General features: G+C 31.4%; 28 protein-coding genes. 19 read left to right on the top strand and 9 right to left on the bottom strand.

Translation table 11 applies throughout. The features are described from left to right. Positions 1–65: 65 nt before the first annotated feature. Positions 66–1,274: a threonine ammonia-lyase gene (gene ilvA, locus OEM44_00340; GenBank protein MDH3515247.1), complete on the top strand. Its 1,209-nt coding sequence runs from the start codon at positions 66–68 to the stop codon at positions 1,272–1,274. A gap of 1 nt (position 1,275) precedes the next feature. On the opposite strand, the gene purE is transcribed toward ilvA, so the two are convergent. Then, positions 1,276–1,851, bottom strand: coding sequence for a 5-(carboxyamino)imidazole ribonucleotide mutase (purE, locus tag OEM44_00335; protein ID MDH3515246.1), 576 nt, complete (start codon positions 1,849–1,851; stop codon positions 1,276–1,278). 106 nt (positions 1,852–1,957) lie between these two features. On the opposite strand from purE, the gene OEM44_00330 reads away from it, so the two are divergent. The 4 genes from OEM44_00330 to OEM44_00315 all read left to right on the top strand — a co-directional run bounded on the left by OEM44_00330 (position 1,958) and on the right by OEM44_00315 (position 4,736). Then, entirely contained in the window at positions 1,958–3,103 is a 1,146-nt protein-coding gene (locus tag OEM44_00330) for a 5-(carboxyamino)imidazole ribonucleotide synthase (protein ID MDH3515245.1), read from the top strand. Positions 3,104–3,133: 30 nt separating this feature from the next. Then, positions 3,134–3,505, top strand: coding sequence for a hypothetical protein (locus OEM44_00325; GenBank protein ID MDH3515244.1), 372 nt, complete (start codon positions 3,134–3,136; stop codon positions 3,503–3,505). A gap of 315 nt (positions 3,506–3,820) precedes the next feature. Then, positions 3,821–4,033 (top strand): hypothetical protein, encoded by a 213-nt coding sequence (locus OEM44_00320; protein MDH3515243.1) that lies wholly within the window; start codon positions 3,821–3,823, stop codon positions 4,031–4,033. 34 nt (positions 4,034–4,067) lie between these two features. Further along, the gene (locus OEM44_00315) at positions 4,068–4,736 is read left to right on the top strand and encodes a nucleotidyltransferase family protein (GenBank protein MDH3515242.1); all 669 of its coding nucleotides are present in this window, start codon (positions 4,068–4,070) and stop codon (positions 4,734–4,736) included. 3 nt (positions 4,737–4,739) lie between these two features. Here the strand turns inward: OEM44_00315 and OEM44_00310 are convergent, their stop codons facing one another. Further along, positions 4,740–4,880, bottom strand: a complete 141-nt coding sequence (locus OEM44_00310; protein ID MDH3515241.1) for a hypothetical protein — start codon at positions 4,878–4,880, stop codon at positions 4,740–4,742. 100 nt (positions 4,881–4,980) lie between these two features. Between OEM44_00310 and OEM44_00305 the strand changes: the two genes are divergently transcribed. Genes OEM44_00305 through OEM44_00295 form a run of 3 tightly spaced genes read left to right on the top strand, consistent with a single transcriptional unit; the run spans position 4,981 to position 7,362 of the window. Further along, positions 4,981–5,946: an LLM class flavin-dependent oxidoreductase gene (locus OEM44_00305; GenBank protein ID MDH3515240.1), complete on the top strand. Its 966-nt coding sequence runs from the start codon at positions 4,981–4,983 to the stop codon at positions 5,944–5,946. Between the two features lies 1 nt (position 5,947). After that, the gene (locus OEM44_00300; protein MDH3515239.1) at positions 5,948–7,057 is read left to right on the top strand and encodes a thiolase family protein; all 1,110 of its coding nucleotides are present in this window, start codon (positions 5,948–5,950) and stop codon (positions 7,055–7,057) included. Next, positions 7,054–7,362: a zinc ribbon domain-containing protein gene (locus OEM44_00295; GenBank protein MDH3515238.1), complete on the top strand. Its 309-nt coding sequence runs from the start codon at positions 7,054–7,056 to the stop codon at positions 7,360–7,362. Before OEM44_00300 ends, OEM44_00295 begins: the two co-directional genes overlap by 4 nt. Here the strand turns inward: OEM44_00295 and OEM44_00290 are convergent. Further along, on the bottom strand, positions 7,355–8,182 hold the full coding sequence (locus OEM44_00290; protein ID MDH3515237.1) for a hypothetical protein: 828 nt from the start codon (positions 8,180–8,182) through the stop codon (positions 7,355–7,357). The genes OEM44_00295 and OEM44_00290 overlap by 8 nt on opposite strands. A gap of 41 nt (positions 8,183–8,223) precedes the next feature. After that, a complete protein-coding gene (locus OEM44_00285; protein ID MDH3515236.1) occupies positions 8,224–8,424 on the bottom strand; it encodes a hypothetical protein in 201 nt (66 codons plus the stop codon). Between the two features lie 376 nt (positions 8,425–8,800). On the opposite strand from OEM44_00285, the gene OEM44_00280 reads away from it, so the two are divergent. From OEM44_00280 to OEM44_00265, 4 genes are all read left to right on the top strand, one after another. Continuing rightward, positions 8,801–9,334 carry a hypothetical protein gene (locus OEM44_00280; protein MDH3515235.1) on the top strand — a complete coding sequence of 178 codons (534 nt, stop codon included), beginning with the start codon at positions 8,801–8,803 and terminating at the stop codon, positions 9,332–9,334. A gap of 544 nt (positions 9,335–9,878) precedes the next feature. Then, positions 9,879–10,445 (top strand): resolvase, encoded by a 567-nt coding sequence (locus tag OEM44_00275; GenBank protein ID MDH3515234.1) that lies wholly within the window; start codon positions 9,879–9,881, stop codon positions 10,443–10,445. Positions 10,446–10,495: 50 nt separating this feature from the next. After that, positions 10,496–10,945 (top strand): hypothetical protein, encoded by a 450-nt coding sequence (locus OEM44_00270; GenBank protein MDH3515233.1) that lies wholly within the window; start codon positions 10,496–10,498, stop codon positions 10,943–10,945. A gap of 176 nt (positions 10,946–11,121) precedes the next feature. Next, positions 11,122–11,445, top strand: a complete 324-nt coding sequence (locus OEM44_00265; protein ID MDH3515232.1) for a hypothetical protein — start codon at positions 11,122–11,124, stop codon at positions 11,443–11,445. Between the two features lie 300 nt (positions 11,446–11,745). Here the strand turns inward: OEM44_00265 and OEM44_00260 are convergent, their stop codons facing one another. Further along, positions 11,746–12,120: a hypothetical protein gene (locus OEM44_00260; GenBank protein ID MDH3515231.1), complete on the bottom strand. Its 375-nt coding sequence runs from the start codon at positions 12,118–12,120 to the stop codon at positions 11,746–11,748. Positions 12,121–12,225: 105 nt separating this feature from the next. Here OEM44_00260 and thrC point away from each other — a divergent pair, with 105 nt between their 5' ends. Further along, entirely contained in the window at positions 12,226–13,563 is a 1,338-nt protein-coding gene (gene thrC / locus OEM44_00255) for a threonine synthase (protein MDH3515230.1), read from the top strand. 148 nt (positions 13,564–13,711) lie between these two features. Continuing rightward, positions 13,712–14,965, top strand: coding sequence for a hemolysin family protein (locus tag OEM44_00250; protein ID MDH3515229.1), 1,254 nt, complete (start codon positions 13,712–13,714; stop codon positions 14,963–14,965). A 335-nt stretch (positions 14,966–15,300) separates the two neighbouring features. Here OEM44_00250 and OEM44_00245 read toward each other — a convergent pair whose 3' ends face one another. Continuing rightward, positions 15,301–15,516: a hypothetical protein gene (locus OEM44_00245; GenBank protein ID MDH3515228.1), complete on the bottom strand. Its 216-nt coding sequence runs from the start codon at positions 15,514–15,516 to the stop codon at positions 15,301–15,303. After that, positions 15,501–15,692 carry a hypothetical protein gene (locus OEM44_00240; GenBank protein ID MDH3515227.1) on the bottom strand — a complete coding sequence of 64 codons (192 nt, stop codon included), beginning with the start codon at positions 15,690–15,692 and terminating at the stop codon, positions 15,501–15,503. The genes OEM44_00245 and OEM44_00240 overlap by 16 nt, the downstream gene beginning before the upstream one ends. A gap of 565 nt (positions 15,693–16,257) precedes the next feature. On the opposite strand from OEM44_00240, the gene OEM44_00235 reads away from it, so the two are divergent. Then, the gene (locus OEM44_00235) at positions 16,258–16,473 is read left to right on the top strand and encodes a hypothetical protein (GenBank protein ID MDH3515226.1); all 216 of its coding nucleotides are present in this window, start codon (positions 16,258–16,260) and stop codon (positions 16,471–16,473) included. Positions 16,474–16,652: 179 nt separating this feature from the next. On the opposite strand, the gene OEM44_00230 is transcribed toward OEM44_00235, so the two are convergent. Beyond that, entirely contained in the window at positions 16,653–17,702 is a 1,050-nt protein-coding gene (locus tag OEM44_00230; protein MDH3515225.1) for a type II glyceraldehyde-3-phosphate dehydrogenase, read from the bottom strand. A 615-nt stretch (positions 17,703–18,317) separates the two neighbouring features. Here OEM44_00230 and OEM44_00225 point away from each other — a divergent pair. The 3 genes from OEM44_00225 to OEM44_00215 all read left to right on the top strand — a co-directional run bounded on the left by OEM44_00225 (position 18,318) and on the right by OEM44_00215 (position 21,766). After that, positions 18,318–19,022, top strand: coding sequence for a DsbA family protein (locus OEM44_00225; GenBank protein ID MDH3515224.1), 705 nt, complete (start codon positions 18,318–18,320; stop codon positions 19,020–19,022). A gap of 111 nt (positions 19,023–19,133) precedes the next feature. After that, positions 19,134–20,528, top strand: coding sequence for a 3-hydroxy-3-methylglutaryl-CoA synthase (locus OEM44_00220; GenBank protein ID MDH3515223.1), 1,395 nt, complete (start codon positions 19,134–19,136; stop codon positions 20,526–20,528). Positions 20,529–21,217: 689 nt separating this feature from the next. After that, complete coding sequence (locus tag OEM44_00215) at positions 21,218–21,766, top strand: hypothetical protein (GenBank protein ID MDH3515222.1); 549 nt, start codon at positions 21,218–21,220, stop codon at positions 21,764–21,766. A gap of 8 nt (positions 21,767–21,774) precedes the next feature. Here the strand turns inward: OEM44_00215 and bioD are convergent, their stop codons facing one another. Next, the gene (gene bioD, locus OEM44_00210) at positions 21,775–22,458 is read right to left on the bottom strand and encodes a dethiobiotin synthase (protein MDH3515221.1); all 684 of its coding nucleotides are present in this window, start codon (positions 22,456–22,458) and stop codon (positions 21,775–21,777) included. A gap of 139 nt (positions 22,459–22,597) precedes the next feature. On the opposite strand from bioD, the gene OEM44_00205 reads away from it, so the two are divergent. Beyond that, positions 22,598–22,879 carry a hypothetical protein gene (locus tag OEM44_00205; GenBank protein ID MDH3515220.1) on the top strand — a complete coding sequence of 94 codons (282 nt, stop codon included), beginning with the start codon at positions 22,598–22,600 and terminating at the stop codon, positions 22,877–22,879. Positions 22,880–22,987: the final 108 nt, after the last annotated feature.

Raw genomic sequence — 22,987 nt, 5'->3', positions numbered from 1 at the left:
TTTTGACTAAAAATATAATTTTTGTATAGAAGAACTGAAATACAGCAAAACTAGCAACACTTCCAATGAACCCAACATATGATGAAATAGTAAAGGCAAATTTATTGCGAGGTGAAGAGATAAAAAAAACTCCTCTTATTCATTCACCTACATTTAGCGACATTTCAGGATCAGATGTGTATTTAAAAGCAGAATTTAGACAAAAAACAGGTTCATTTAAAATTAGAGGGGCTTATTATAAAATTAAATTATTATCTGATAATGAAAAAAAATATGGTGTAGTTGCTGCATCTGCAGGGAATCATGCACAGGGAGTAGCATATGCATCATCATTAGAAAAAATTCCATGTACTATTGTGATGCCAAAAAATGCATCACCTGCAAAAGTTGCTGCAACAAGAGGATATGGAGCAAATGTAATATTAGAAGGGGTAAATTATGATGAATCATCCGCTAAGGCAAAAGAAATATCTCAAGAAACAGGTGCTACTATGATACATGCTTTCGATGATTCTCAAATCATCGCAGCACAAGGAGTCATAGGTCTTGAGATCTTGGAAGATTTACCAGATGTGGATGAGGTGTATGTTCCAATTGGAGGTGGCGGTTTAGCTGCTGGTACTTTAATTGCAATAAAAGAAAAAAATCCAAAAATAAGAGTCGTAGGAGTACAATCAAGATCATTCCCATCAATGTATGAATCAGTTAAGAAAGGTTCTGTAATTGCAAGTGGTGGGGGGAGAACAATAGCAGATGGCATTTCTGTAAAAGTTCCTGGGAAACTCCCATTTGCAATAATTAAAGAACTGATAGATGAGATTGTATTAGTTGACGATATTGAGATTACAAAAGCAATGTTTCTACTAATGGAACGTATGAAATTTGTAGTTGAACCTGCTGGGGCTGTTAGTTTAGCATATCTAATTTCAAAAAAACCATCCCCAGGAAAAAAAGTAATAGCTATTCTTGCAGGTGGTAATGTTGACATGTATCTTTTAGGTCAAATAGTAGATAAAGGCCTAGCTGCAATGGGAAGATTATTGAAATTATCTATTATATTGCCAGATAGGCCTGGGGCGTTTAAAGAAATTGTTGATGAGATAACTTTTGCAAATGCAAATATCGTAGAAGTGGTTCATGATAGATTGAGTTCTAACATCAATGCAGGTTCTGCAGGAGTAACGTTGAGTCTTGAAACTCAAGGCAAAGAACAGGCATCATTGTTGATTGAAGCATTAAGACAAAAGAATATCCAATTTTCATTATTAACCTAAATTATTTGAATTTTTTTTTGGCAAATTTTGTTAACCCCTCTTTTTTTAATTGTTCAGATTCCTTGATAACAGAATTATGTTGGTTTAGTTTATGTTGTTTAAGTTTCTTTTTTAATTCTGGAAACTCGATTGCAAGTATTTTCATGGCATAGATTCCGGCGTTAACAGCTTTGTTAATTCCCACTGCAACTACTGGTGAACCTGAAGGCATTTCAGTAATAGATAACAAAGAATCTAATCCGCCAAACGCTGAAAATTTTGGACTATCTATTTTTTTAAGATATTTATCATTATAGACCATAATTGGAATTCCAATTACTGGGATAACTGTATGAGATGCAATCATCCCAGGCAAGTGTGCTGCTCCACCAGCGCCAGCAATAATTATTTTAAAACCCATTTTTTCAGCGTGTTTGGCATACTCTGATAATCTATCAGGAGTTCTGTGTGCGGATATTATTTGATCCTCATGTTTAATTTTATACTGATCTAAAATCTCTGCAGCACTCTGCATAATTCTACTGTCAGAACTTGATCCCATGATTATTCCTACCAATGGTTTTTTTGAATATGTCATGATAATAGAAAAAACTAGATAGTAATTAACAATTCTATTAAGAAATATTAAAAAATATCATTCCAAATGCATTAGATATTTTTAATCCAAAAAAAATAATCCCATAATGGCAAAAATTCTTGGAATTATTGGCGGGGGTCAATTAGGAATGATGATTGCGGAGGCAGCTAAAAAAATGCCTAACGAAATATCTGAAATTATCGTATTAGATCCTACTGAAAACTGTCCTGCATCCCAAGTAGGAGCAACTCAAATTATTGCAGATTTTAAAAACAGGGATGCCATTATTGAATTGGCAAATAAATCAGACATCATCACATATGAAATCGAATCAGGGGATAGCGATGTCTTAAAATCAGTTGAGAACAAATCTCAAATCAATCCATCTCCTGAAACTTTGAAAATCATTCAAGATAAATTATTACAAAAATCATTTCTAAAGGAAAACGACATTCCAGTCCCAGAATTTATTGAAATAAATGATATTGATGACATCAAAAGAGGGTTAGAAAAATTTGGACTTCCTTCAATGCTAAAAGCTCGGAGGGATGCATATGATGGACGAGGTAATTTTAAAATTAACTCTGAAAATGAAGTTCAAAAAGCATCAGACTATTTTAAAGGAAAACCCCTTCTTTTAGAAAAATTTGTACCATTTAGTATGGAAGTATCTGTCATTGCTTCAAGAAACACCAAAGGTCAAATCATAACATATCCACTGGTTGAAAATATCCACGAACATAGTATTTTACGAGAAACAATAGCACCTGCCAGAGTTTCTAAAAATATTTCAGTCAAGGCAGAAAAAATAGCTGAAAAAACAATGTCCGTACTAAAGGGGGCAGGGATATTTGGCATAGAGATGTTTGTAACTAATGATGATGAAGTAATGATTAATGAAATAGCTCCCAGAGTTCATAATTCTGGACATCATACATTACAATCTAGTGAAACATCTCAATTTGAACAACACCTAAGAGCAATTCTAGGTATGGAATTAGGAAGTACCAAACTAAAATATAATTCTATTATGTACAATATTTTGGGCGCTAGTGGTTTTACAGGAGAATACGTCCCTGTAAAGATATCAGAACCAGGAGTCTTTTTGAAAATGTATGGTAAAAAAATCTCAAAACCCCTGCGAAAATTAGGGCACGTTAACATCGTGGGTATGGAAGGTGAGTCAATTGACGAGTTGTTAAAAAAATTAGAAATTATAAAACCAAAAACAGTTGTCAAAGCATCTGATTAGATTTATTAGTTGTAAATAGCAAATGGAAACATGCTTGTTGCAATATCTATTATATTATCAGCAATTTCTATTGGATTACTTGTTTTGTATGGTGCAGATGTTGCCGTTGCAATGGGGAACGACAACCGCGATGGTTTTTTACCATTAGATGATATGCAACGAGGTGCAGGGTTAGGAGGTCCAGCAATTATTTTACCAATAATTGCATTTTTCATATCATTTAAACAGCAATCCAAGAAGTTAGGTGGGCTAATAATAGTATCAGGAGTTTTAATTCTAGTTGGAGGTCTTGCAATGGTTGGAACTCCCGCCCCAGAAGGTGTGGAGAGAAACCCAATAATGTTATTTGCTCCAGCAATTTTACAAATTGCATTAGGTGCAATTAAGATAAAAAAATCTTAAACGATTAGCATGACTACTTGTGCAAAATGTGAAAATGATGTAAACAAGGTGTATGATTGTGATCATACTGAATTTAAAAATTATTGTGTTGAGTGCTATCAAGAACTACATTACAATTTAACTGAAGAAAGCAGTTGCTAACATGAAAAAAACTAAAATTGATTCTCCATATTGTCTTGATTGCTATACTGAATTATATTATTATGACAAAGATATTAAATCTGAATAAGCATTTCTATTTCTTTATATAGACTATTTTATGAAATGCAGATCGTGAGAGGATTTGGACTACCACCTTACAGAAAGTGAACAATTTTGTTAACTGATAGAGATATTGCGATTTACGCCCTAGGGAAAACTGAGGGTGTTCACTCTATTGCAGAAACTCTCGGAAAAGGTCTTGATGATGAAAAGTATATCGAATCTTGGAATAAAACAATGAAATTACTAGGTATTGAAATGCCATTAAAGGATCTAGAGCATATCTATAATGAATTTGCAAAAAAGATGGAAGACATAGTAGAGTGAAAACATAAAACATGAAAAATCCAGTACCAAATAGATGAAAGCTATAATTTTGGCAGGCGGTAGAGGTAAAAGACTAAAACCCATTACAGATGACGTTCCAAAACCACTCGTACTAATAAAAAATATCCCTATTATTGAATGGCAAATAAAATATTTGAAAAGATTTGGGATTAACGAAATAATTATCTGTACAGGATATAAGCAGGAGATGATTGAAAATTATTTAGTTACAAGAAAATTAGGACTAGAGATAAAATATTCAATTGAGAAATTACCTTTAGGAACTGGAGGTGCAATTAAAAAAGCAGGGAAGATGATTGATGATAAATCATTTTTTGTTCTAAATGGAGATACAATTACTAACTTAGATTTGAAAAAACTAATCAAATTGGAAAATTCGGTGGCCGCAATTGAATTACGAACAAAATTTGGAATTTTAGAAACAAAAGGTAGTAAAATTATAAAATTTAAAGAAAAAAAAGAGATTTCTGATTTATGGATGAATGCTGGAATATATTATTTAAACCAAGAAATGTTAAAAGACATGCCAAATAAAGGAGACATTGAAAAAACAGTTTTTCCAGATTATGCCAAGAAAAGAAAACTACAAACGGTGAAATTTAAAAATGTGAAATGGTATTCAATTGATTCCTTCAAAGATATAGAGGACTGCGCATCAGAAATTGATAAGATAATAAAGTAAGTTTTATGCTCCTGTTCTGTGTAAGGTGACCATCATATATGCCACTTCTTCAACAAATGATTCATCTTTAGTAAATAAAGTGTATTTTGTTGCATTATTCCAAAACATCTCTGTAACCAATTTTGAGAATTCTTGCTCACTCATGCAATATATTTGTCATTTGATCTGATAATACTCAGCCTCAATCAAAATTAACTTATTACTAAAACAGAACACTAGAATATAGAGTATACATAGATTTTTTATGCGTATAGCATGTAGTTTAGGCTCACTTCTTTCTGTAAATGAAGTGATATCTTGTTCAGAAATTCTTTCAAGAACTAATGTAGATATGATTTGGATTCCTGAGACGTGGGGCATGGAAAATTTTTCAATGTTAAGTGCAATTTCAAGCAAAACAACCACTCAAAAAATAGGTTCATCTATTATCAATATCTATTCAAGAAGTCCATCTACGATAGCAATGGGAGCTGCAACTATAGATATATTATCAAATGGGAGATTGGTTTTAGGTCTTGGGACCAGTAGTTTACCAATAGTCGAAACTTTTCATGGATACAAATTTGAAAATCCACTACAAAGAATGAAAGAATATGTAGAAATAATAAAATTAACATTAACTGGAAAGCAAGTTAATTACAATGGAGAGATTTTTAATTTAAAAAATTTCACATTATTAATAAAACCAAAAAGAAATCACATTCCAATTTATTTAGCAGCAGTTAATCAAAAAATGGTTAATCTAGCATGGGAAATTGGCGATGGTGTAATTTTTTATTTGAGACCAATAAATGAAATGAAAAAAACAATCAATAAAATGCAATCAGCAAGAAAAATAGATGTTACCTGTCAATTGATTACCTGTGTATCTGAAGATTCAGAGATTGCGATTCAGCGTGCAAAGAAAACCGTTGCTTTTTACATTTCTGTTGGAAAAGTTTATCGTGATTTTTTGGCGAAAAATGGATTCAAGAAAGAAACTGAAAATATTTTAAATGAATTTAAAAAATCAGGATTCAAATCAAATCATGAACTTATCACAGATAATATGTTACGCTCACTTGTAATATCTGGAACAGCAGATGAATGTAAAAAACAATTTAAAAAATTCATTGAAGTGGGAATAGATTTGCCGATTATTCAGTTCAATCCTGTTGGAAATACCTTGGAATCATTCAAATTATTCAAAAAAACATTTTTAGAGGAATAACATGAGTAAAGTTGGAATAATTGCATGTGGTATTATTCCGTTTACAAAAAATGATCAAAAAATAGAATCAGTTTTAATAAATTCTTCAAAAAAACTTTTCTTAGATAATACCAAAATCCAAAAAAATGACATTGATGCAGTTCTAATATCTACAAACAATAACTCAAAATACCTATCTCCTATATTATCTGAAATGATGGGGATTCAGCCAAAAATTGCTCATTCTGTTGAAAGCTTGTGCAATTCTGGTACAAACTCAATAGTTTCAGCTTATTCATACATTGTATCAGGATTAGCAAATATGGTTCTTGTCGCAGGAGCTGAGAGATATGATAGTCCCGGACAGATACTGGAATGGGATAATTCCAGAGGTGAATTTAAACATCCCGTATTTTGGGCTTCAATTTTTTCAAAATCATATAAAAGAGAATTTCAAATATCAGACGAACAATTAGCATTGGTTTCTGTAAAAAACCACATGCAAGCTAAAGAAAATCCAAATGCACTATCAAATAAAACATACACTGTAGAGGATGTGATTAATTCTAAAAAACTAACAGATGATTTAAGATTACTGGATTGTTCAAGACCTTGTACTGGAGGTTCATCAATTATCCTTGCGTCTGAAGAAATTACAAAAAAGACAACAGACATGCCTGTATGGATAACAGGTATTGGACAAAAAACAACATCAGCAAGCTTTACAAAAAATTTATCACTAAATTCAATGGAATCAACTGCTATTGCAGGAAAGACTGCTTTAAAAATGGCAAATAAAAATATTGCAGATGTAGATGTTGCAGAAATTCATGATGCCTTTTCAGTATGTGAGCCAATGGCGTTAGAAGCACTAAATTTTTCTAAACCAGGTGAAGGTACTGACATGATAAAAGATCTTTATGCCACAAATGACTTTAAAATTAATCCCCGTGGAGGATTAATTGGATGTGGTCACCCACTTGGTGCAACGGGTATTGCCCAGACTATAGAAATTACTCAACAACTTCAGTCAAATGCAGGTAAACGACAATTAGATAATGTACAAACGGGCCTAGTTCATAACATGTCCGCAGCAGCAACATCTTCAACTGTATTGGTTTTAGAAAAATGAATTTTGAATCAGAGTTAAAAAAAGGAATATTTTCTATCCCTGAATGTAAATCATGTGGTAAAATCGTTTGGCCTCCATCAGAATATTGTGATCAATGTTTTGGCTCAGTAATTCTAAAAAAAGGAGAATTTGATGGTAAAATTATAGAATTTTCAAAACAAAACAGTGAATATTTTTGTCTTGTTGAATTTGAAAAACATGTTAGAATATTGGCAAAAACTTTAGACGTTCCAGAAATTGGCAAAAAAGTTAAAATGTCAAAATGTGGAATTTCTAAAGGAGATTATTTTTTCCAAGTTAGTTAAATTTTGTATAAATATAGGGAGTATCATCTTGTTGATCAAATGTCCAAATAGTTGGCAAGGAAACTGTGTTTATCACTTTTAGATCATGTTCTTCAATCAAATTACTCCAACCCCCGTTAGTTAAATTACTTGAAAGATTTCTTTTTGAATTTGTTCCTGCAAACACTATACCCGTTTTGTGTTTTAGATTTGAAATTGAATTTATTTTATCAATAATATTGGTTGCCAAGATATCTCCGCCCATTTGAGCTAATCCACCTATAAAGAAAATTGGATGTTTTAATTCTAGACTGTTGTAATCATATTCCAATGCGTCTGTACAAATAGGATCAAAGTTTTGTTCAGTTTTTTTACAGATGTTATTTTGTAGTTCTACAAGACCTTCATCGATTTCAATACTATGTGAATAAAATCCCTGAACATTCCCACAGAATGCAATTCGGCCATCACCAGAACCAATATCTATTAATTCATCATAGCCCAACGTTTTTGCAATTAATGTCATCACATATGCAGACATTATCCACGTAGGATAAAACGGTTGACAACTAGAGCCATGTTTTATACTATTTAGCCAATATTCGTTTATGTCACCCTCATAAACAATACATGAAACTCCAGAAATAACTTCTTCAAATGAATTAAAGTAGATAGGATTTTTCTGAGCAAAATTATGTAATAATTGTAAATGATTCTCATTGATTGGGAATTTTTCTGAAATAACTGATGGGATTACCTCTTGAATGTGAGCATTACCAGAATAATTTTTTGCAAATTTTTGTTTTATATTTACCAAATTAGTAACAAGTTCCTCAAACATGAAAATTATCAATTAAATGGGTTTGATAAACTCATTGCCAACTAAGATTCTTTTTTAGATAAAAGAAAAGCAATTTCTTGTTCTATTTTTTTTAATTCCAAAATTGTAGATATTTTCAATCTCTCACAGTCATTATTATCTTCTAAAACAGATTCAGTCAAAATTTGAAAATCAAGATGTTTCAATGTATAAAGATGAAAATCACGTCTAGCCATCAATTTTTCAATAATTATTTCATCCAATAATGTATCCAATAGAATACATCTATTTTATGGGTTTGGAGGGTATCGTTTAATGATGTCAGAATTATTGAATTAACAACAACCATCAAAATTCATTTCTAAATTAAAATCTACTATTCTAATTATGTCAAAAACGTGGTAGATCTACATATGACTATTTTCAAATATGATGTTGCGTTATGATGCTTGATAATCAATAACATAATCATAAATTTGTGTTGATTCGACAAAACTAAATTAGTTTAAAAAAAAGAAGAAACTACGTTTGGTACAAATTCATTTCGTTGAGGTTGATAGTTTTCTGGATTTTGCACGATTTGTATGTGCCTTTCGAGAGTATCCATTGAGAGTTTATGCACATAAACTGCATGGTAGGATGGTATTGTCAAGTAAAATCATTTTGTCAAATTCGATCCTCGCATTTTATACAGATTATCAAGATGGAAGATATATTGAATATGATCCAAAAGGAGGTAAAGAAACAGCACAAGTTGTCTCTTCAATACGATCACCATCGGATCATGCACCAATAGTTCATTTAGATTCATTACCATTTTCAATTAAGCAATACAAGAAAATTTCGGATAAATTCAAAACTTCCAAAGTTCAAGATCTGGGAAATCTTGCAAGATTGACATATGATCCTAAGTGGCCAGCCGATCCTAATGTGACCCTATTGTGTTTTCCAAAAGGAAAAAAATGGATTGTAGGATATATGACAGAAATTGAATTACTCGAAACTATTTATTGTTTTTATTATGTAGAGTTGGACAAAGAACCGGATAAACCATTCATAAAATACTCAGGTCACAAAGGAATTCCAGTTCAATTTACAGATGTTTTTCAGCATGGATTTCCCTATCTACCCGTGGTCAAATTAAAGAAAGAACATCTTATTTTTGGTTTTTAGTTGGACCTTTACCTTGACAATCTTTTTTTTATCTATTTTTACCCACAATTAGGCAGAGGGTTGTAGTGATGCTTTTTTTGTTTCAAATTTGATGGTTAATTTAGAATTTATATAAAAAAAATCACAGAATGTGTGAAAACAAATCCAAAATCTTTTGAAAGTATTACTCGTAAATAGCTACCAACAAACCAATTTCTGAACTTGATAAAAAAAAATTGATTTTGAATATGTATGTGTATTATTTTTATGTCAAAGGAGTAGAAACAACATCTTTGTTAAGTAAAGCAAATAGAACAGAATCATTTGAAAAAATAGAATCAGAATTGTTTTAGTAATTTAGTTCCAATTAAAGCAGATGATATTCTATTTTCATTTTAAATCATCCCTTAGATAAATTTCAAGATGGGTCTTGAAGTGATACAATTCTAAAAACTATTAAAATAATTTCTTATTTATCAGTAATAAAAAATGGATATGTCAATCTTTATAGAGAGTTATTGTATAATTACCCACTTCCTATAACGGATACGTTGGCGGGTAATCATTGAAAGCAAGAACTAGGTCTTTAGTAATATCAAAGGCAAAGATTACAGAGAAAATTAAAACCAACAATCAAAAGGCTGCCAGGACAAGAAGGCAGAGAGGGTATCAATGGGAAGATACCATAGTTAAACGATTCAATAGTACAAATAATTGGAAGGCATTTAGATTAGGATCTCCAAGTATTGCACTACCCGATATATTGGCAGTGAATACAGAGAATAGCACAATATTTACAATTGAAGCAAAATCTGGTACTAGTACATCCCTTCCTGTACCGGCAGATCAAATAGAACGATGCCTGTCATGGATTAAGACGTTCGATATTTATGAAAAGAGAAATGTAATTTTAGCATTTAAGTTTCTTTCAAAAAAAAGGATAGGTATAGGAGAATATGAGGGTAGAGAATTAAGAGAGTTTTTCAAAATATGGGATGAGTCATTAGAAATTACAAACTGTGTTTGTACCTACGAGGGTAAATTTTTTGCAAAAATTAACGGAACAAGAAAAGAAATTTTACTTAAAGAATGCGTAATGCCATTTAAGACAAAACAACGACATAATGCCTAACTAAATCAAAAATTCAAATTGTTTTTTAAGGATAAGAACAGCTGATAATTATGTCTGAAGACAATGTTAACACAGAATCAATTGACAAAAATGTAGAATCATTATTGGAGACAGTTTCAGATGCAGAGGTTAATTCTAGAAGAAGTTTTGAAGAATTTACCGATGAACGGGTATTGATAAGTCATGATGCATTTGGTAAAAAACAGATGAAGATCAAGGTATTAGAGGTCTCAGATGAGAATCCTGTATTAAAATGGAAATTCGGGGATAGAGTAAAAGTTACAAAAATTCTTGTAACAATAAAGCACCTTACAACTCAAGAAGTAGAAGAGGCTGAATTTGACATAGAATCCATTGAAAGAGAATTAGCCGAAAAACGACATTATTCATCAACTAATAGATGGATTCCTGCAGGAGACATAAAAAATGGATATGTTGTTGGATCGAAGCATACAAGATTAATCAGTGATGCTTCAGCGTTAGACTATATCCAATTTTAAGTAGAGACACACTTGATTTATCAGTGTTATTTAAAATCATGCTTTTTTTCTTTTTACACATCAACGAAAAGAAAATTATGAAGAATTTTTTTCGACATTGAGGAAAATTGGTTTTCCACATATAAGATAAATAAATTCTGAAAAACATTATAAACAAAAGAAATTCAAAAACAGGTATGAGTTCAAAAGAATTTGACGTAAATGGTACTAATTACAAAATAGTGTTAACTGATCAAGTAATTAGCCATGTTAATAATTTAAAAGATCTATATAATGCAGCATATGAAGATCCGGAGAGTTTTGAGGATGTAAGTTCAGAAATTTCAACTACTATCAATGAAATTGCTAGTACTTTAGAACCTAAAGCTGAAGATAGTGATCTTGACGGTATAATTCAAGTGATCATTAAAGCAGTAGAGAATAAAGCAGATGAAATTAAAAAAGAATTAGAAACAAAAGAAAAGCCGTTAAAAAAATTAAAGCCAAAATCTAAAAAATAAGCATCATTTGACCTTAAACTCATAAAAAATTTAGGGATAAATTATATTCTAAATGAGATTAATAGTATCATGTCAAAAAACTGTCAGTGTGGAATTTGTGGCCATCATAATGAATCAGAGTGTTTGGAAAAAGAATGCAAATGCTGTCTAAATTTCCATGTGAGATCAGGCCCTAAACGAAAATAATTTTAAGAAATCATTTGTTTTGATCATAACAAGTACACTTTTTTGAAATGTGTCTAGAGCAACCAAATAACTTATGATCTTTACACCCGCACAAGATACATTTTTTCTCACCAGTCATATTTTTTCAAACAATTCTCCAACACTTTCCATCATTTTTTTATCCTCTAATGATTCAAGTATCTTTAACCGCATATTTTTTACCCTATGTAGATCATTTGAATATAAAGGAGCCATTGTTTCGATCTCTTTTTCAAATAAATAATTTTCTAAATAATGTTTGAATTTAGATTTTAATGACTCAAAATCAAAGGATTGAATATTTTTGGAATTCATATTATTAGTCATTACTTTGATGAATCCATTGATTTTTAGCAATTCTTTCTTAATAATTTCAAGATCTCCCGGTTTATCTTTAATTTCTTTAAGATTGTTATAAGAAACTAATACGTGTGAAAGGATATTTTTAAGATGTTCATTATGAGTAATCATGAAGTTTTTTTATGATTTATCTAATCTAAAGTTTAGGAAGAGCAGGATGGCTTGTGGAAAAATTGCACATTTGCTTTAAATTATCACATATTAGACATAATGACAATGCAAGGTGATGCTTATCTAAAGTGTATTGAACCTCAATGTGGGTTAGAATATTCGATTGAAAGTACAAACGTACAATGCGAAAAGGGTCATCTATTAGATGTAAAATATAAGAATAAACCTCCAGTAACTCTAAAAGAAGTATTTTACAGTAGGAGAAATCCTCAAGGTAGTATTTTCAATGAAAGTGGAGTTTGGAGATTTAGAGAATTATTAAATTTTTGTCAAATTGACACGGAGAATCTTGAAGAGTGTTCAAGATATCTTGTATCATTAGATGGTGCAGAAGGAAGGCAATCAAAGCCATACCAAATGTCAAAAGTTGCAGGATTTATAGGGATTCCAAATAATAATTTATGGTTACAACCTGAAGGATACAATCCAAGTGGATCTTTCAAGGATAACGGTATGGCAACAGCAGTTACACATGCAAAAATGATTGGAGTAAAAAAAATTGTTTGTGCATCAACAGGAAATACTTCGGCATCAGCAGGTATGTTTGCAGCAAATGAAGGAATAAACTGTGATGTGTATATCCCTGCAGGACAAATCGCTCCAGGAAAACTTAGTCAAGCATATCAGTTTGGAGCTCAAATAATACAAGTTGATGGGAATTTTGATGATGCACTAAAACAATCATTAGATGATGCACAAAATCATGAAGGATACACAGTAAACTCTGTTAATCCATTTAGAATTGAAGGACAGAAAACAATTCCATTTAGAGCATTAGAGTATCTTAACTGGGAAGTACCAGATTGGATTATTTATCCAGGAGGGGCTTTGGGAAACATTTCAAGTTGTGGTAAAGCATTAACAGAATTATATGAATGGGGATGGATTAAAAAAATCCCGAGAATTGCAGTCATAAATTCTGAAGGTGCAAGTACATTGTCTGATTTGTATAATGGTGCATTTGAAGGTGAAAAACTTAGATGGAATAAAGGAAATCCCAATACAGAATTAATTTCAAGATACTATGATCATTTGGATAAAAAAGGTTTGAAGCCAAAAACTAAAGCAACTGCAATTCAAATCGGCAGACCTGCCAATATTTTGAAGGGTCTACGCGCATTAGACTTTACTAATGGCATTGTAACTACGGTTTCAGATTCAGAAATGTTGGATGGTATGTCTGTTGTAGGTTTGAATGGGTTTGATTGTGAGATGGCATCAGGAGCATCTGTTGCAGGAATTAGGAAATTAATGAACGAGGGTATTATAAAGAAGGATGAGGTTGTGGTAGGAATTCTTACGGGTAGACAAAAAGATGCCCTATTACCAGTAGAATATCACCAGAACCCACAAAACAAATTTGCAATTCCTCCAAAAACTTAGTCATGATTTTAGACATGATTGATTTTAAATATTTTTAAGACATTAAGAGTTAAATTCAAGATTTGTAAAAACATTACAACCAAAAGATGGTGCAAAAATACTAAATGAAAAATTATTTTTATGTTAAGAAAATTTCTTGGAGAAGATCATGGTAGATCTTTGGATTGAAATTTTAATATTATCTGTGCTAATTGGGTTGTCTGGTTTCTTTAGCGGTTTAGAAGTAGCTTTGGTTGGTACAAGAAACTCCAAAGTTAATCAGTTAAGAAAACAGAGAATAAAAGGTTCTGAAGCACTCTACAAATTAAAACATAACCCAGGATGGATGATGTCCAGTGTAAATCTTGGAAATAATCTTGTCAATGTAGGTTCATCAGCATTTGCCACCAGTATTGCATTAAGAATTTTTGGAGATGAAGGTTTAGGAATTGCAGTTGGAATTATGACATTTTTAATTTTGGTTTTTGGTGAAATAACTCCAAAAACATATTGTAATGCAAATGCTACAAAGATTAGCTTAAGATTTGCAGGTGTTTTACTTATTTTTAGCTATATCTTTTGGCCACTTGTAAAATTATTTGAAATTATCAGCAGAAGTATGGTAAAATTAACTGGAAGTAGTTATCATGCACCTCCAATCACAGAAGAAGAGATCAAAGGTATTGTAGAACAAGGATTAGCAGATAAGGCACTAGAAAAAGATGAGAGTGATCTTGTTCACAGTGCATTAGAGTTTGATGATACAGTAATTCGAGCTGTAATGACTCCAAGAACAAAAATGTTCACCCTTCCTGCGAAAATGCTATTGTTTGAGGCATTACCGTTAATTAATCAAAATGTCCATTCACGAATCCCTATTTTTGGAGATACAAATGATGACATTATTGGATTTATTCATGTTAAAGATGTTCTAAAAGAATTAGAATCAGACAATAAAATGAAGACATTAGAACAAGTTTCAAGAGAACCAGTATTTGTATCTCAAGAGAAGATGGTGAGTTCATTACTAAAAGAGATGAAGGGAAGAAAAACACATTTGGCTATAGTTATAGATGAGCATAGTGGAGTTGAAGGGTTAGTTACTTTAGAAGATCTAATCGAGGAGATTATCGGGGACATCGAAGACGAAACAGATGCATCTCCAAAAGATGATCATTATGTCATAGATAAAAATACAATTGAAACAAATGGTGAGATAGAAATAGAACGAATTAATGAAATTTTTAAAGTAGAGTTACCAGAAGGTGATGATTATAGTACTCTTAACGGTCTACTTCATGAACGATTACAAGACATTCCACAAGAAGGAGACAAACTAGAAATTGACAATTTAAGAATTGTAGTTGAGGAAGTAAGGAAAAACATTCCAGAAAAAGTTAGAATAGAAAGAATTAACAAATAATTTTATACGATACAAATAATGAAACTTTTAAACTCATTCAAATGTGAAAATTATGATTTATGAGGATTTTAAGATTCATGGCAAATTTTTGAAAACATAAAAAAATATCTTTAGGAAAACATAGAGTAAAAATATCAAATAAATATAAAAACATCTATTATTTTGAGAATTTAATCTCTATTGCAGAATGGAAACAAAGATCCCACACTAGAGTCATATCTAACAAAGATGACTGCTAACTGAAGACTGAATAAAATCATGTGTTCTTCCACAATAAATCCATAAAAATAAACTCAGAATAGATCTAAGCAGAAAAAGATGGAACCCAGAGAGTTCTAAATCGTAGATATTGTAATTTCATCAAATAATTCTTCTGCCTTTTTAATAATTGATTTATCATCAGCACCAGGCTCTGCAGTTATCAAAACCAAGTTTTCTCCTATAGGTACGCTGATAACCAAATTTTTTGTTCTTCTAGATGCAATATAATCCACGGATCCTAGCAGATCATCAAGTTCCTTTCTCATCTTAAAGTCTAATTGCATCTGCATGTACAACATGTCCATATTTCCATCATCCAGTAACGGGTAATACCTTTTTTGAAACCTCCAGCCACAAGATTTCCTAATGAATTAATCACTCCAACATGTCTTACTTGGTCCTCTTTGGATAATTCTTGACAGGCTGTTTCTAGTTCTTGTATATGTTTTGTACTTAAAACTGTCATATTATGTTCTAAATATTAGCAACACCATATATTGTATTTTTCCATTATCAAACATATTTGAAGAATCAGAACAAAAATAAACAGATGAACAATCAGGGTGTCATAATAAATCATCTCAGAAGATTCAAGAGTATCCGATATTTCACAAGGAGTAATTGACTGGAATGGCATTAGACATTCATCAAAAACTTGTATTGGATTTGATGTAAAAGTCAATTCCACATATGGTAAAAATTATCTTGTTAGGGGTGCAACCTACAAAGATAGAATTTAAGACAATTTCCTGATTGTGGGAGATAGATTGGGTGGAGTCCAGTATTTGGTTACAGTCTAGTTAAAATCAACGATATAATTGCATTACAAATTTGCTTAATACTGGAATGTGCATGCATTAAAAATCCCGTCTGGAAAACAGTTCAACGTCATGATAAAGATTTCGCCTGTTTTTACTATGAGACATCAGATGTAGAACATTATGTCAAAATTGATGATGGTCGTATTTGTCATTTGATTGAAGATTTTTTATCACAGATATTTCAAAACTTGAATATGGGAAAATTAGAAAATGAAAACTATACTTTCACTCATCATCATCACTGTAATTATTTTATCCTTGGGTATTCCTAATACTTATGCATCTTGCGATGCATTACTTTTAGGGCCTTGTTTTGATTCTTTTTCAATGTCTCATACGTTACTAAATGAGAAACCCATTGTGGAACAATATGCTAGAAACGTTGAGTTGAACTTTGAAGAGTGGAAAATTCCTGATATAAATTGAAGTACTAAAATAAAAAACCAATTAATCCATTCATACCTTATACATATCATGATAAAGTATCAGAAAGGCAGTTCAAGAAGTTCGTGGATTATAAGACTAGTAAATTATACACTGGAAACATATAGAAAAGAAAACTATCAACAATAAAAAAATCTTATCGATTAATATTATGATTAAAATTATTTTTTAGCAAAGAACTCTTGTAACTTTTGCTTTTTTTCATTCATATGAAAAATAGATTCAGTATGAGTAAATGATTCTTTGTACGATTTTTCAAACAACATTGCTTGCATAAGCATGTGGTTTTCAGGGATTACAATTCCTGTTTGATCATCAGAATACATCATTTGGACCGTGTCTCCAATAGATGTAGTCATGTTTGCGTGAATGTGAATCATGTTAGTATCTGTAAAATTAAAGCCCATGTTTTGAGCACAATCTCTTACATCTTTAGTGCTCTTTGCAGTCCACAAAGTAGCTACTCCAAATTCATTTGTAAAAATATCATGAATTTCAGAAGGTTTAGGGGCAACATCCTTGAATCGAATATCCATAATATGCAAATGCATTTGTCTTGTAGGCACTTTAATTGCGCGTACATAAAGTGGCGCATCTTTTCCAAAATACAATTTTACATCATCACCATGATGCGGTGATTCTGTCATTTCTATAGTGTCTGTGATCTTTTTTTCAGTTTGTTCAATATCTGCCCATCTTCTAACAAGAGTAACATCGAATCGAATTAATTTGTCACCAAACTTGTCGCGTAGTGGCTCTAAAATTCTGCCCATTCCAGTTACATTACAACTTCCTTGCATGACGTGATTTTTGCCTATTGCTTGGTCGTAATTTGCTCTGGAGTTAAACAGTAAATCTGAAACCGCCTCTGAACCCATAGTGGATTCTCCACCCTGATATATTGCAGGAATGTTTTTTGGCTCATAAAGACTTTTTTTATTTTTGTATCCGTGCCCTCCAGGTGCGGCATCAATTACCAAATCGCAGTCATCAAGTACAGATTCAATAGTTCCAGAAATATCATAATTTGAAAAATCGCCCAATTTTTTTTCGGGAACGTATACCTTAAGACCTCTAGAAATAGCAGTTTCTACTTTTTCATCTGGTGAATACTTACCAATTCCAACTACCGTGATTTCAGGATCATCTTTGAGAAATGCGGTGATCCTACTGCCTATAGAGCCATACCCATTAACAAAAACTTTTTTCATAGATTTCATATATTTCACCTATTTATTTAGATTCTGAATAAGCGTTATTGGAAATCATCTATAATAAGCAAGAAATTATACACATACTCTATAGTAATTATAAACAAAAACGTGATGTGATGACTTTTTTATTAGTGCGTATCATAGGATTAGATTCAGATCTTAGTTTGTTAAATTAAAAAATTGCTAGGTTACAATTATTTCTATTACGATACTACTTGTACGGTATAGACTCAAGTGTATCATATCAATGACCTGTATTTTACAAGTATATCCAAAATCAACATTAGTACACGTTCAAACATATGTCCGATGACAAAAAAAATTCAATAATTGTAATTAAAAATTGGATATGCTATCAAGGTAGTCATCCAAGTAATATCAGAAATGAACAAGTTTTTCATTAATACAAGTAGAAATGAATAAAAACTGCCCAATAAAATATCTTACTCGAGATAATCCAAAAAGATGAATCTCACTGGTATGGTCATAGTATAGAATAAAGTTTTAAAATCTAAAAAATATACGGGTATTTAGTATTGATAAAATACCAAATAATGAGAAATCACCAGAACATCACAAAAGACTAAATGTATTAAATAATTTTACAAAGTATTGATACATGCACCTTCTCTTGGAATAGGCGCAGGAATTGCATCATTAGTAATCATCATTGCATTTTTTGGATTTCAAGAAATTACAAATCAGCAGGAGTTGACAATTGAACAGACTCCAACTATTCAAGAAGCTGGACCTCCAAAAATCACAATGAATACATTCTTAGATAACGGTTCACCAATACTTGGCAATCCAAATGCACCTGTAACCCTAGTTGAATTTGGGGATTATCAATGTCATTTTTGTAATGTATTCTTCCATTCAACTGAAGACAGTATTTTAAAAAATTATATTGAAACTGGAAAAGTTAGAATGATATTCAAAGACTTTAACATCATAGGTCCAGATTCAATTAATGCATCACATGGAACACATTGTGCTAATGATCAGAAGTTATTTTGGGAATATCATGATATTTTGTATACAAATTGGACTGGTGAGAATAATGGATGGGCATCATCTGAAAATCTTGCAAAGTTTGCACAAGAGATCGGATTAGACATGAATGAATGGACGGAGTGCATGGTTGGTGCAAATCACTCACAAGTAATTTTGGCAAGTAATAACGATGCAAAATCTCTTGGATTGACTGGAACGCCGGCATTTTTCATTATTGGTCCAGATGGAAAAACAACAAAAATTTTTGGAGCCCAACCATTTGAAGTATTTGAGAATATTTTTGAAGCGGAATTAAAAAAATAATAAATACCGATCAAAAACCTACTTAAAGCATAAAAAAAGTACTAAAATTTTATTCCTAGATAGTTAGAATTTACACAATATCCTTATTAGTGAAATATTTCAGGCAAGCTTATGGCAGCTGGAATAGATGACATTGCGATATACATACCACGATTGTATATTGATGCAGCAGATTTTGCCAATGCACGAGGTTTAGATCCAATCAAATTACAAAAGGGTCTAGGAATATCTCAAATGGCAATTGTAGATGCGAATCAAGATCCTGCATGTCTAGCAGCCAATGCATGTTTAACAATTATGCAGAAAAATAAATTGTCTCCAGACGACATTGGGCGGTTATACGTGTCGACTGAATCTGCGTTTGATGAGTCAAAAGCAATGAACTCATACGTTATTGGAATGTTAGAGCAAGTATATGGTCAGGGTGCATTTGAGCACTGCGGGGGAGTTGAAACCAAATTTGCTTGTGTTAGTGGTTCATATGCATTATATGATAATGCAAACTGGATTAGAGCTGGAGAAGCTGAAGGACAACATGCTCTAGTAGTTGTATCAGATATTGCAAAATATGACCTGGGTTCTAGCGGTGAAATGACACAAGGCGCAGGTTCAGTTGCAATGTTGCTTAATGATGACCCAAGATTATTAGCATTTGATCCTAAAGTTACAGCTACATCAATTAAAGATGAATATGATTTTTACAGACCATTTGGAAAAGAGACACCGATAGTTCATGGACAATATTCAAATTTATTATATATGATTCAAGTAAGAAAAGCACTTGAATCATACAAGAAAAAAGTAATTTCATCAGGACTAATCAAATTAAAATCCGATGAAACAATTTTAGATCATATGGATTACATCAACATGCACCTACCATACAGTAACATGGGTAAAAAAGCATTAGCATATCTTGTGAGACATGAATGGAGACAGCTTCCACGATGGAAAAAAATTTTGGAGAGCATAGGAATGGATGAACCTAAGCCTAAAGATCCACGTGGAACAATTGAGTCTGTTTTAGCAGACGAAGAATTTATGGCAAAAGATCATGAGTTTACAAAACTTTTTACTAAAACTAAAGAATACCAAGAAGTTTATGAATCAAAACTCTCAAGTTCGCTTATTGCATCAAGTATGATTGGTAATCTGTATACTGCATCATTATATTTAGGATTTAGAAGTAGTTTGGAATTTGAATATCAAAAAGGAATTGATTTGGCAGGAAAAAGAGTTGGGTTTGGATCATATGGTAGTGGAAGCAGTGCAATGGTATTTAGCGGAGTGATCCAAGCAGAGTACGAACAAATGGTAAAGAATATGAATTTAGAAATAGAGATAGGAAAAAGAAGAAAACTTACGTGGGATGAGTATGAAGAATTACACGAGAACAAACTTTCACCTGAAGAATCAATGTTACATTCAAAAAAAGAATTTGTTCTAGTAGATGTACAGACCAAAACTGAAACTAGAGGCGAAAGACGATACATCTTTAACGAATAGTGTAGTTCTCAAATTTTTTGATTCCAAGAAATCATTATAAACATTTTCAGGTGTTTTTTAATCTAAGATTATTATGATACACTATACTAGAACAAAATCTGATATTAACTCAAAAAATATCTTATAGCCTTGAATACATAGCACATATTCAAATGATTAATCAAAGAAATTTCTCAATATTACAATAGATTGCAATTCTTAAAAAAAATCACATTGTGTCAATACATACCAATCATACATATAGTATGAATTAACCTAGATGGCATGGCGGATTTTGTTGTTTGTGCAAACTGTGGTTTAACCTATTCTGTAAAAGACCATGATTCATGCAGTCATTGTAGATTTACTATCAATAATGTTGAATGATAATTATTTTTTATTTTAAATCAAGACGATGTGATATTGTTCACATCTAGAAAAGAATCATCAGTAACGAAAGATTAGACACGATTAATGTCAATAAAATCTTAATTTAAGAAAAGACTGAAAATCAAAAAAGATTAGTCAAATAAAATAATTGCCATAATGGTAAGCAAACTTACCGTCATAGCTACAATTGCCATTTTGCTTTTTCCACTCCAACCTTCTTGTACAGTTATTTTCATAATACATAATTGAAATTGTTATATCAACTTAAGCGTTTTGTATGGCGAAACATTATCATATCAAAAAATTAAGAAAAGTAACGGATGGAAGAAGAGATAAATCCAATCAAAGATCATTTGTTTGAATATATAAAAAATTCACAGACAATTCCTAAACTAAGAGCAGACAAAAAGTTTGACGAGATAATTGAAGAAATCACATCTAATTGTTATGATCAAATAATTTCAATGGATGAAAAAGATAAAAGCATAGGAATGTTAGCGACAGGATTATTACATTATCTTCTTACTGAGTCTCTAATTGCAAGTCAAAGAAAGATAAATCATAATGGAGTTGAAATTGATATTATTGTTCCAGATTTGAAAACATTAGAAAAAGATCCAAAAAGAACACTTTTAATTTGCATACCCAAAACGTCAGACATTCAAGTAATTAATCAAAAAATTACTCAAATGGAAAAGATTCAACCTGAAAAAGAAAACATTTGGTTAGTATTATCTAAAAATATTCCAGTTGGAAAGAAATCCTTTATCTTATCTAAAAAAAACAATACATTTTCAAAAATTATATTTGAAATTGCCCAATTTACAAATGTAGGTGGAGCAAATAAATTTAAAATTTTAAGAGTATAGACAAATTATTATAAAAACAGTTTTAGATTTAGATTTTTTTTGAACACACGGTACATGGATTCATCACTCATGTCTTTGATAAACGGGATTGAGCCTAAAATTGGTAACCGTGTCAGTGATTTCAAATCGCGAGTAAGTTCTCGGATTTTATATCCATCAGAATCAAAATCATTGATGATTATCCCTTTAAGAGGAATTTTGTATTTTTGACACATTTGTACAGTCATTATAGTATGATTAACTGTGCCAACTTTGGTACGAGTTACAAGAACTGCTGGGATTTTCATATCTTTGATCAAATCAATAACAAAATAATTTTTAAGAATAGGAGTCATAATACCACCTATTCCTTCAACTAACATCATAGAATGTATTTTTGAAAGAGTTTTGAAACTCGAAAGAGTGAAATTGATTCTAGGTTTTATCTTAAGATTCATCCAAGCAGTGTATGGTGATGCTGCAATTGGGAAAAATTGTGGGTTTAACAATTTTTCAGAATCATTTACCTGTGCAGCATTTGCAAGAATTTCTACATCCTCAGACTTGAAACCTTTTTTTTGTGCCTTGCCTGCAGCAAATGGTTTCATTACACCTATATCAACTCCCATTCTTCGAAGTGTGACTGCTAAGCCTGCAGTAACATATGTTTTTCCAACATCAGTATCAGTGCCAGATATGAATAGAGATTTCAGTAAATTGCTTCTTAATTTGCGATTGATTAATCTTGTTATTCAAGTAAACCCATAAACGGGTTATGAGTAAGAATTTCATTTTATATGTGATAATTCTGATTTGTTTTAGGTTAATTAACAAGTAAATGACTAATATTGTATGTCTACAAATCTTAATACCATAACCAAGATTCTAAATGAGATCAAAAAGGAGTTAACTATGCTAATCTCTTTGGAGGGAAATTCAGAACAGGTAAATTCAAAAAATCTCTTTAATCAAACAAATAACCTAAATGAAGCTATTCATGCATCTGAGATTTCTGAAAAAAATAAATCAATGTTGGAAAAATTTGCTCTAACATTACAAGAAGGGATTACTGTAAAAAGTCTTAGATATGAAAAACAAGATCTTGAAAGAATACTTTCTAACTTGAATGATTAGACATATTTGAAAAAGTTCAGATTTATATTTAAAATAGAATTGAATAAACATATTTCGTAATACAATTATTATAAGAATTTCAAAAGTATCGACTACAAACTTTTAGAT

Origin of the sequence: Nitrosopumilus sp. (genome assembly GCA_029862745.1) — an archaeon.
Classification (GTDB): domain Archaea; phylum Thermoproteota; class Nitrososphaeria; order Nitrososphaerales; family Nitrosopumilaceae; genus Nitrosopumilus.
The sequence above is the reverse complement of the archived record's forward strand: the minus strand, read 5'-3'. Positions and strand labels throughout refer to the sequence as shown.

Excerpts from the sequence above, each read along its gene's own strand:
- ilvA (MDH3515247.1), top strand. The coding sequence starts at position 66 with ATGAACCCAACATATGATGAAATAGTAAAGGCAAATTTATTGCGAGGT.
- purE (MDH3515246.1), bottom strand. The coding sequence starts at position 1,851 with ATGACATATTCAAAAAAACCATTGGTAGGAATAATCATGGGATCAAGT.
- OEM44_00330 (MDH3515245.1), top strand. The coding sequence starts at position 1,958 with ATGGCAAAAATTCTTGGAATTATTGGCGGGGGTCAATTAGGAATGATG.
- OEM44_00325 (MDH3515244.1), top strand. The coding sequence starts at position 3,134 with ATGCTTGTTGCAATATCTATTATATTATCAGCAATTTCTATTGGATTA.
- OEM44_00315 (MDH3515242.1), top strand. The coding sequence starts at position 4,068 with ATGAAAGCTATAATTTTGGCAGGCGGTAGAGGTAAAAGACTAAAACCC.
- OEM44_00310 (MDH3515241.1), bottom strand. The coding sequence starts at position 4,880 with ATGAGTGAGCAAGAATTCTCAAAATTGGTTACAGAGATGTTTTGGAAT.
- OEM44_00305 (MDH3515240.1), top strand. The coding sequence starts at position 4,981 with ATGCGTATAGCATGTAGTTTAGGCTCACTTCTTTCTGTAAATGAAGTG.
- OEM44_00300 (MDH3515239.1), top strand. The coding sequence starts at position 5,948 with ATGAGTAAAGTTGGAATAATTGCATGTGGTATTATTCCGTTTACAAAA.
- OEM44_00295 (MDH3515238.1), top strand. The coding sequence starts at position 7,054 with ATGAATTTTGAATCAGAGTTAAAAAAAGGAATATTTTCTATCCCTGAA.
- OEM44_00290 (MDH3515237.1), bottom strand. The coding sequence starts at position 8,182 with ATGTTTGAGGAACTTGTTACTAATTTGGTAAATATAAAACAAAAATTT.
- OEM44_00280 (MDH3515235.1), top strand. The coding sequence starts at position 8,801 with ATGGTATTGTCAAGTAAAATCATTTTGTCAAATTCGATCCTCGCATTT.
- OEM44_00270 (MDH3515233.1), top strand. The coding sequence starts at position 10,496 with ATGTCTGAAGACAATGTTAACACAGAATCAATTGACAAAAATGTAGAA.
- OEM44_00265 (MDH3515232.1), top strand. The coding sequence starts at position 11,122 with ATGAGTTCAAAAGAATTTGACGTAAATGGTACTAATTACAAAATAGTG.
- OEM44_00260 (MDH3515231.1), bottom strand. The coding sequence starts at position 12,120 with ATGATTACTCATAATGAACATCTTAAAAATATCCTTTCACACGTATTA.
- thrC (MDH3515230.1), top strand. The coding sequence starts at position 12,226 with ATGCAAGGTGATGCTTATCTAAAGTGTATTGAACCTCAATGTGGGTTA.
- OEM44_00250 (MDH3515229.1), top strand. The coding sequence starts at position 13,712 with ATGGTAGATCTTTGGATTGAAATTTTAATATTATCTGTGCTAATTGGG.
- OEM44_00245 (MDH3515228.1), bottom strand. The coding sequence starts at position 15,516 with ATGCAGATGCAATTAGACTTTAAGATGAGAAAGGAACTTGATGATCTG.
- OEM44_00240 (MDH3515227.1), bottom strand. The coding sequence starts at position 15,692 with ATGACAGTTTTAAGTACAAAACATATACAAGAACTAGAAACAGCCTGT.
- OEM44_00235 (MDH3515226.1), top strand. The coding sequence starts at position 16,258 with ATGAAAACTATACTTTCACTCATCATCATCACTGTAATTATTTTATCC.
- OEM44_00230 (MDH3515225.1), bottom strand. The coding sequence starts at position 17,702 with ATGAAAAAAGTTTTTGTTAATGGGTATGGCTCTATAGGCAGTAGGATC.
- OEM44_00220 (MDH3515223.1), top strand. The coding sequence starts at position 19,134 with ATGGCAGCTGGAATAGATGACATTGCGATATACATACCACGATTGTAT.
- OEM44_00215 (MDH3515222.1), top strand. The coding sequence starts at position 21,218 with ATGGAAGAAGAGATAAATCCAATCAAAGATCATTTGTTTGAATATATA.
- OEM44_00205 (MDH3515220.1), top strand. The coding sequence starts at position 22,598 with ATGTCTACAAATCTTAATACCATAACCAAGATTCTAAATGAGATCAAA.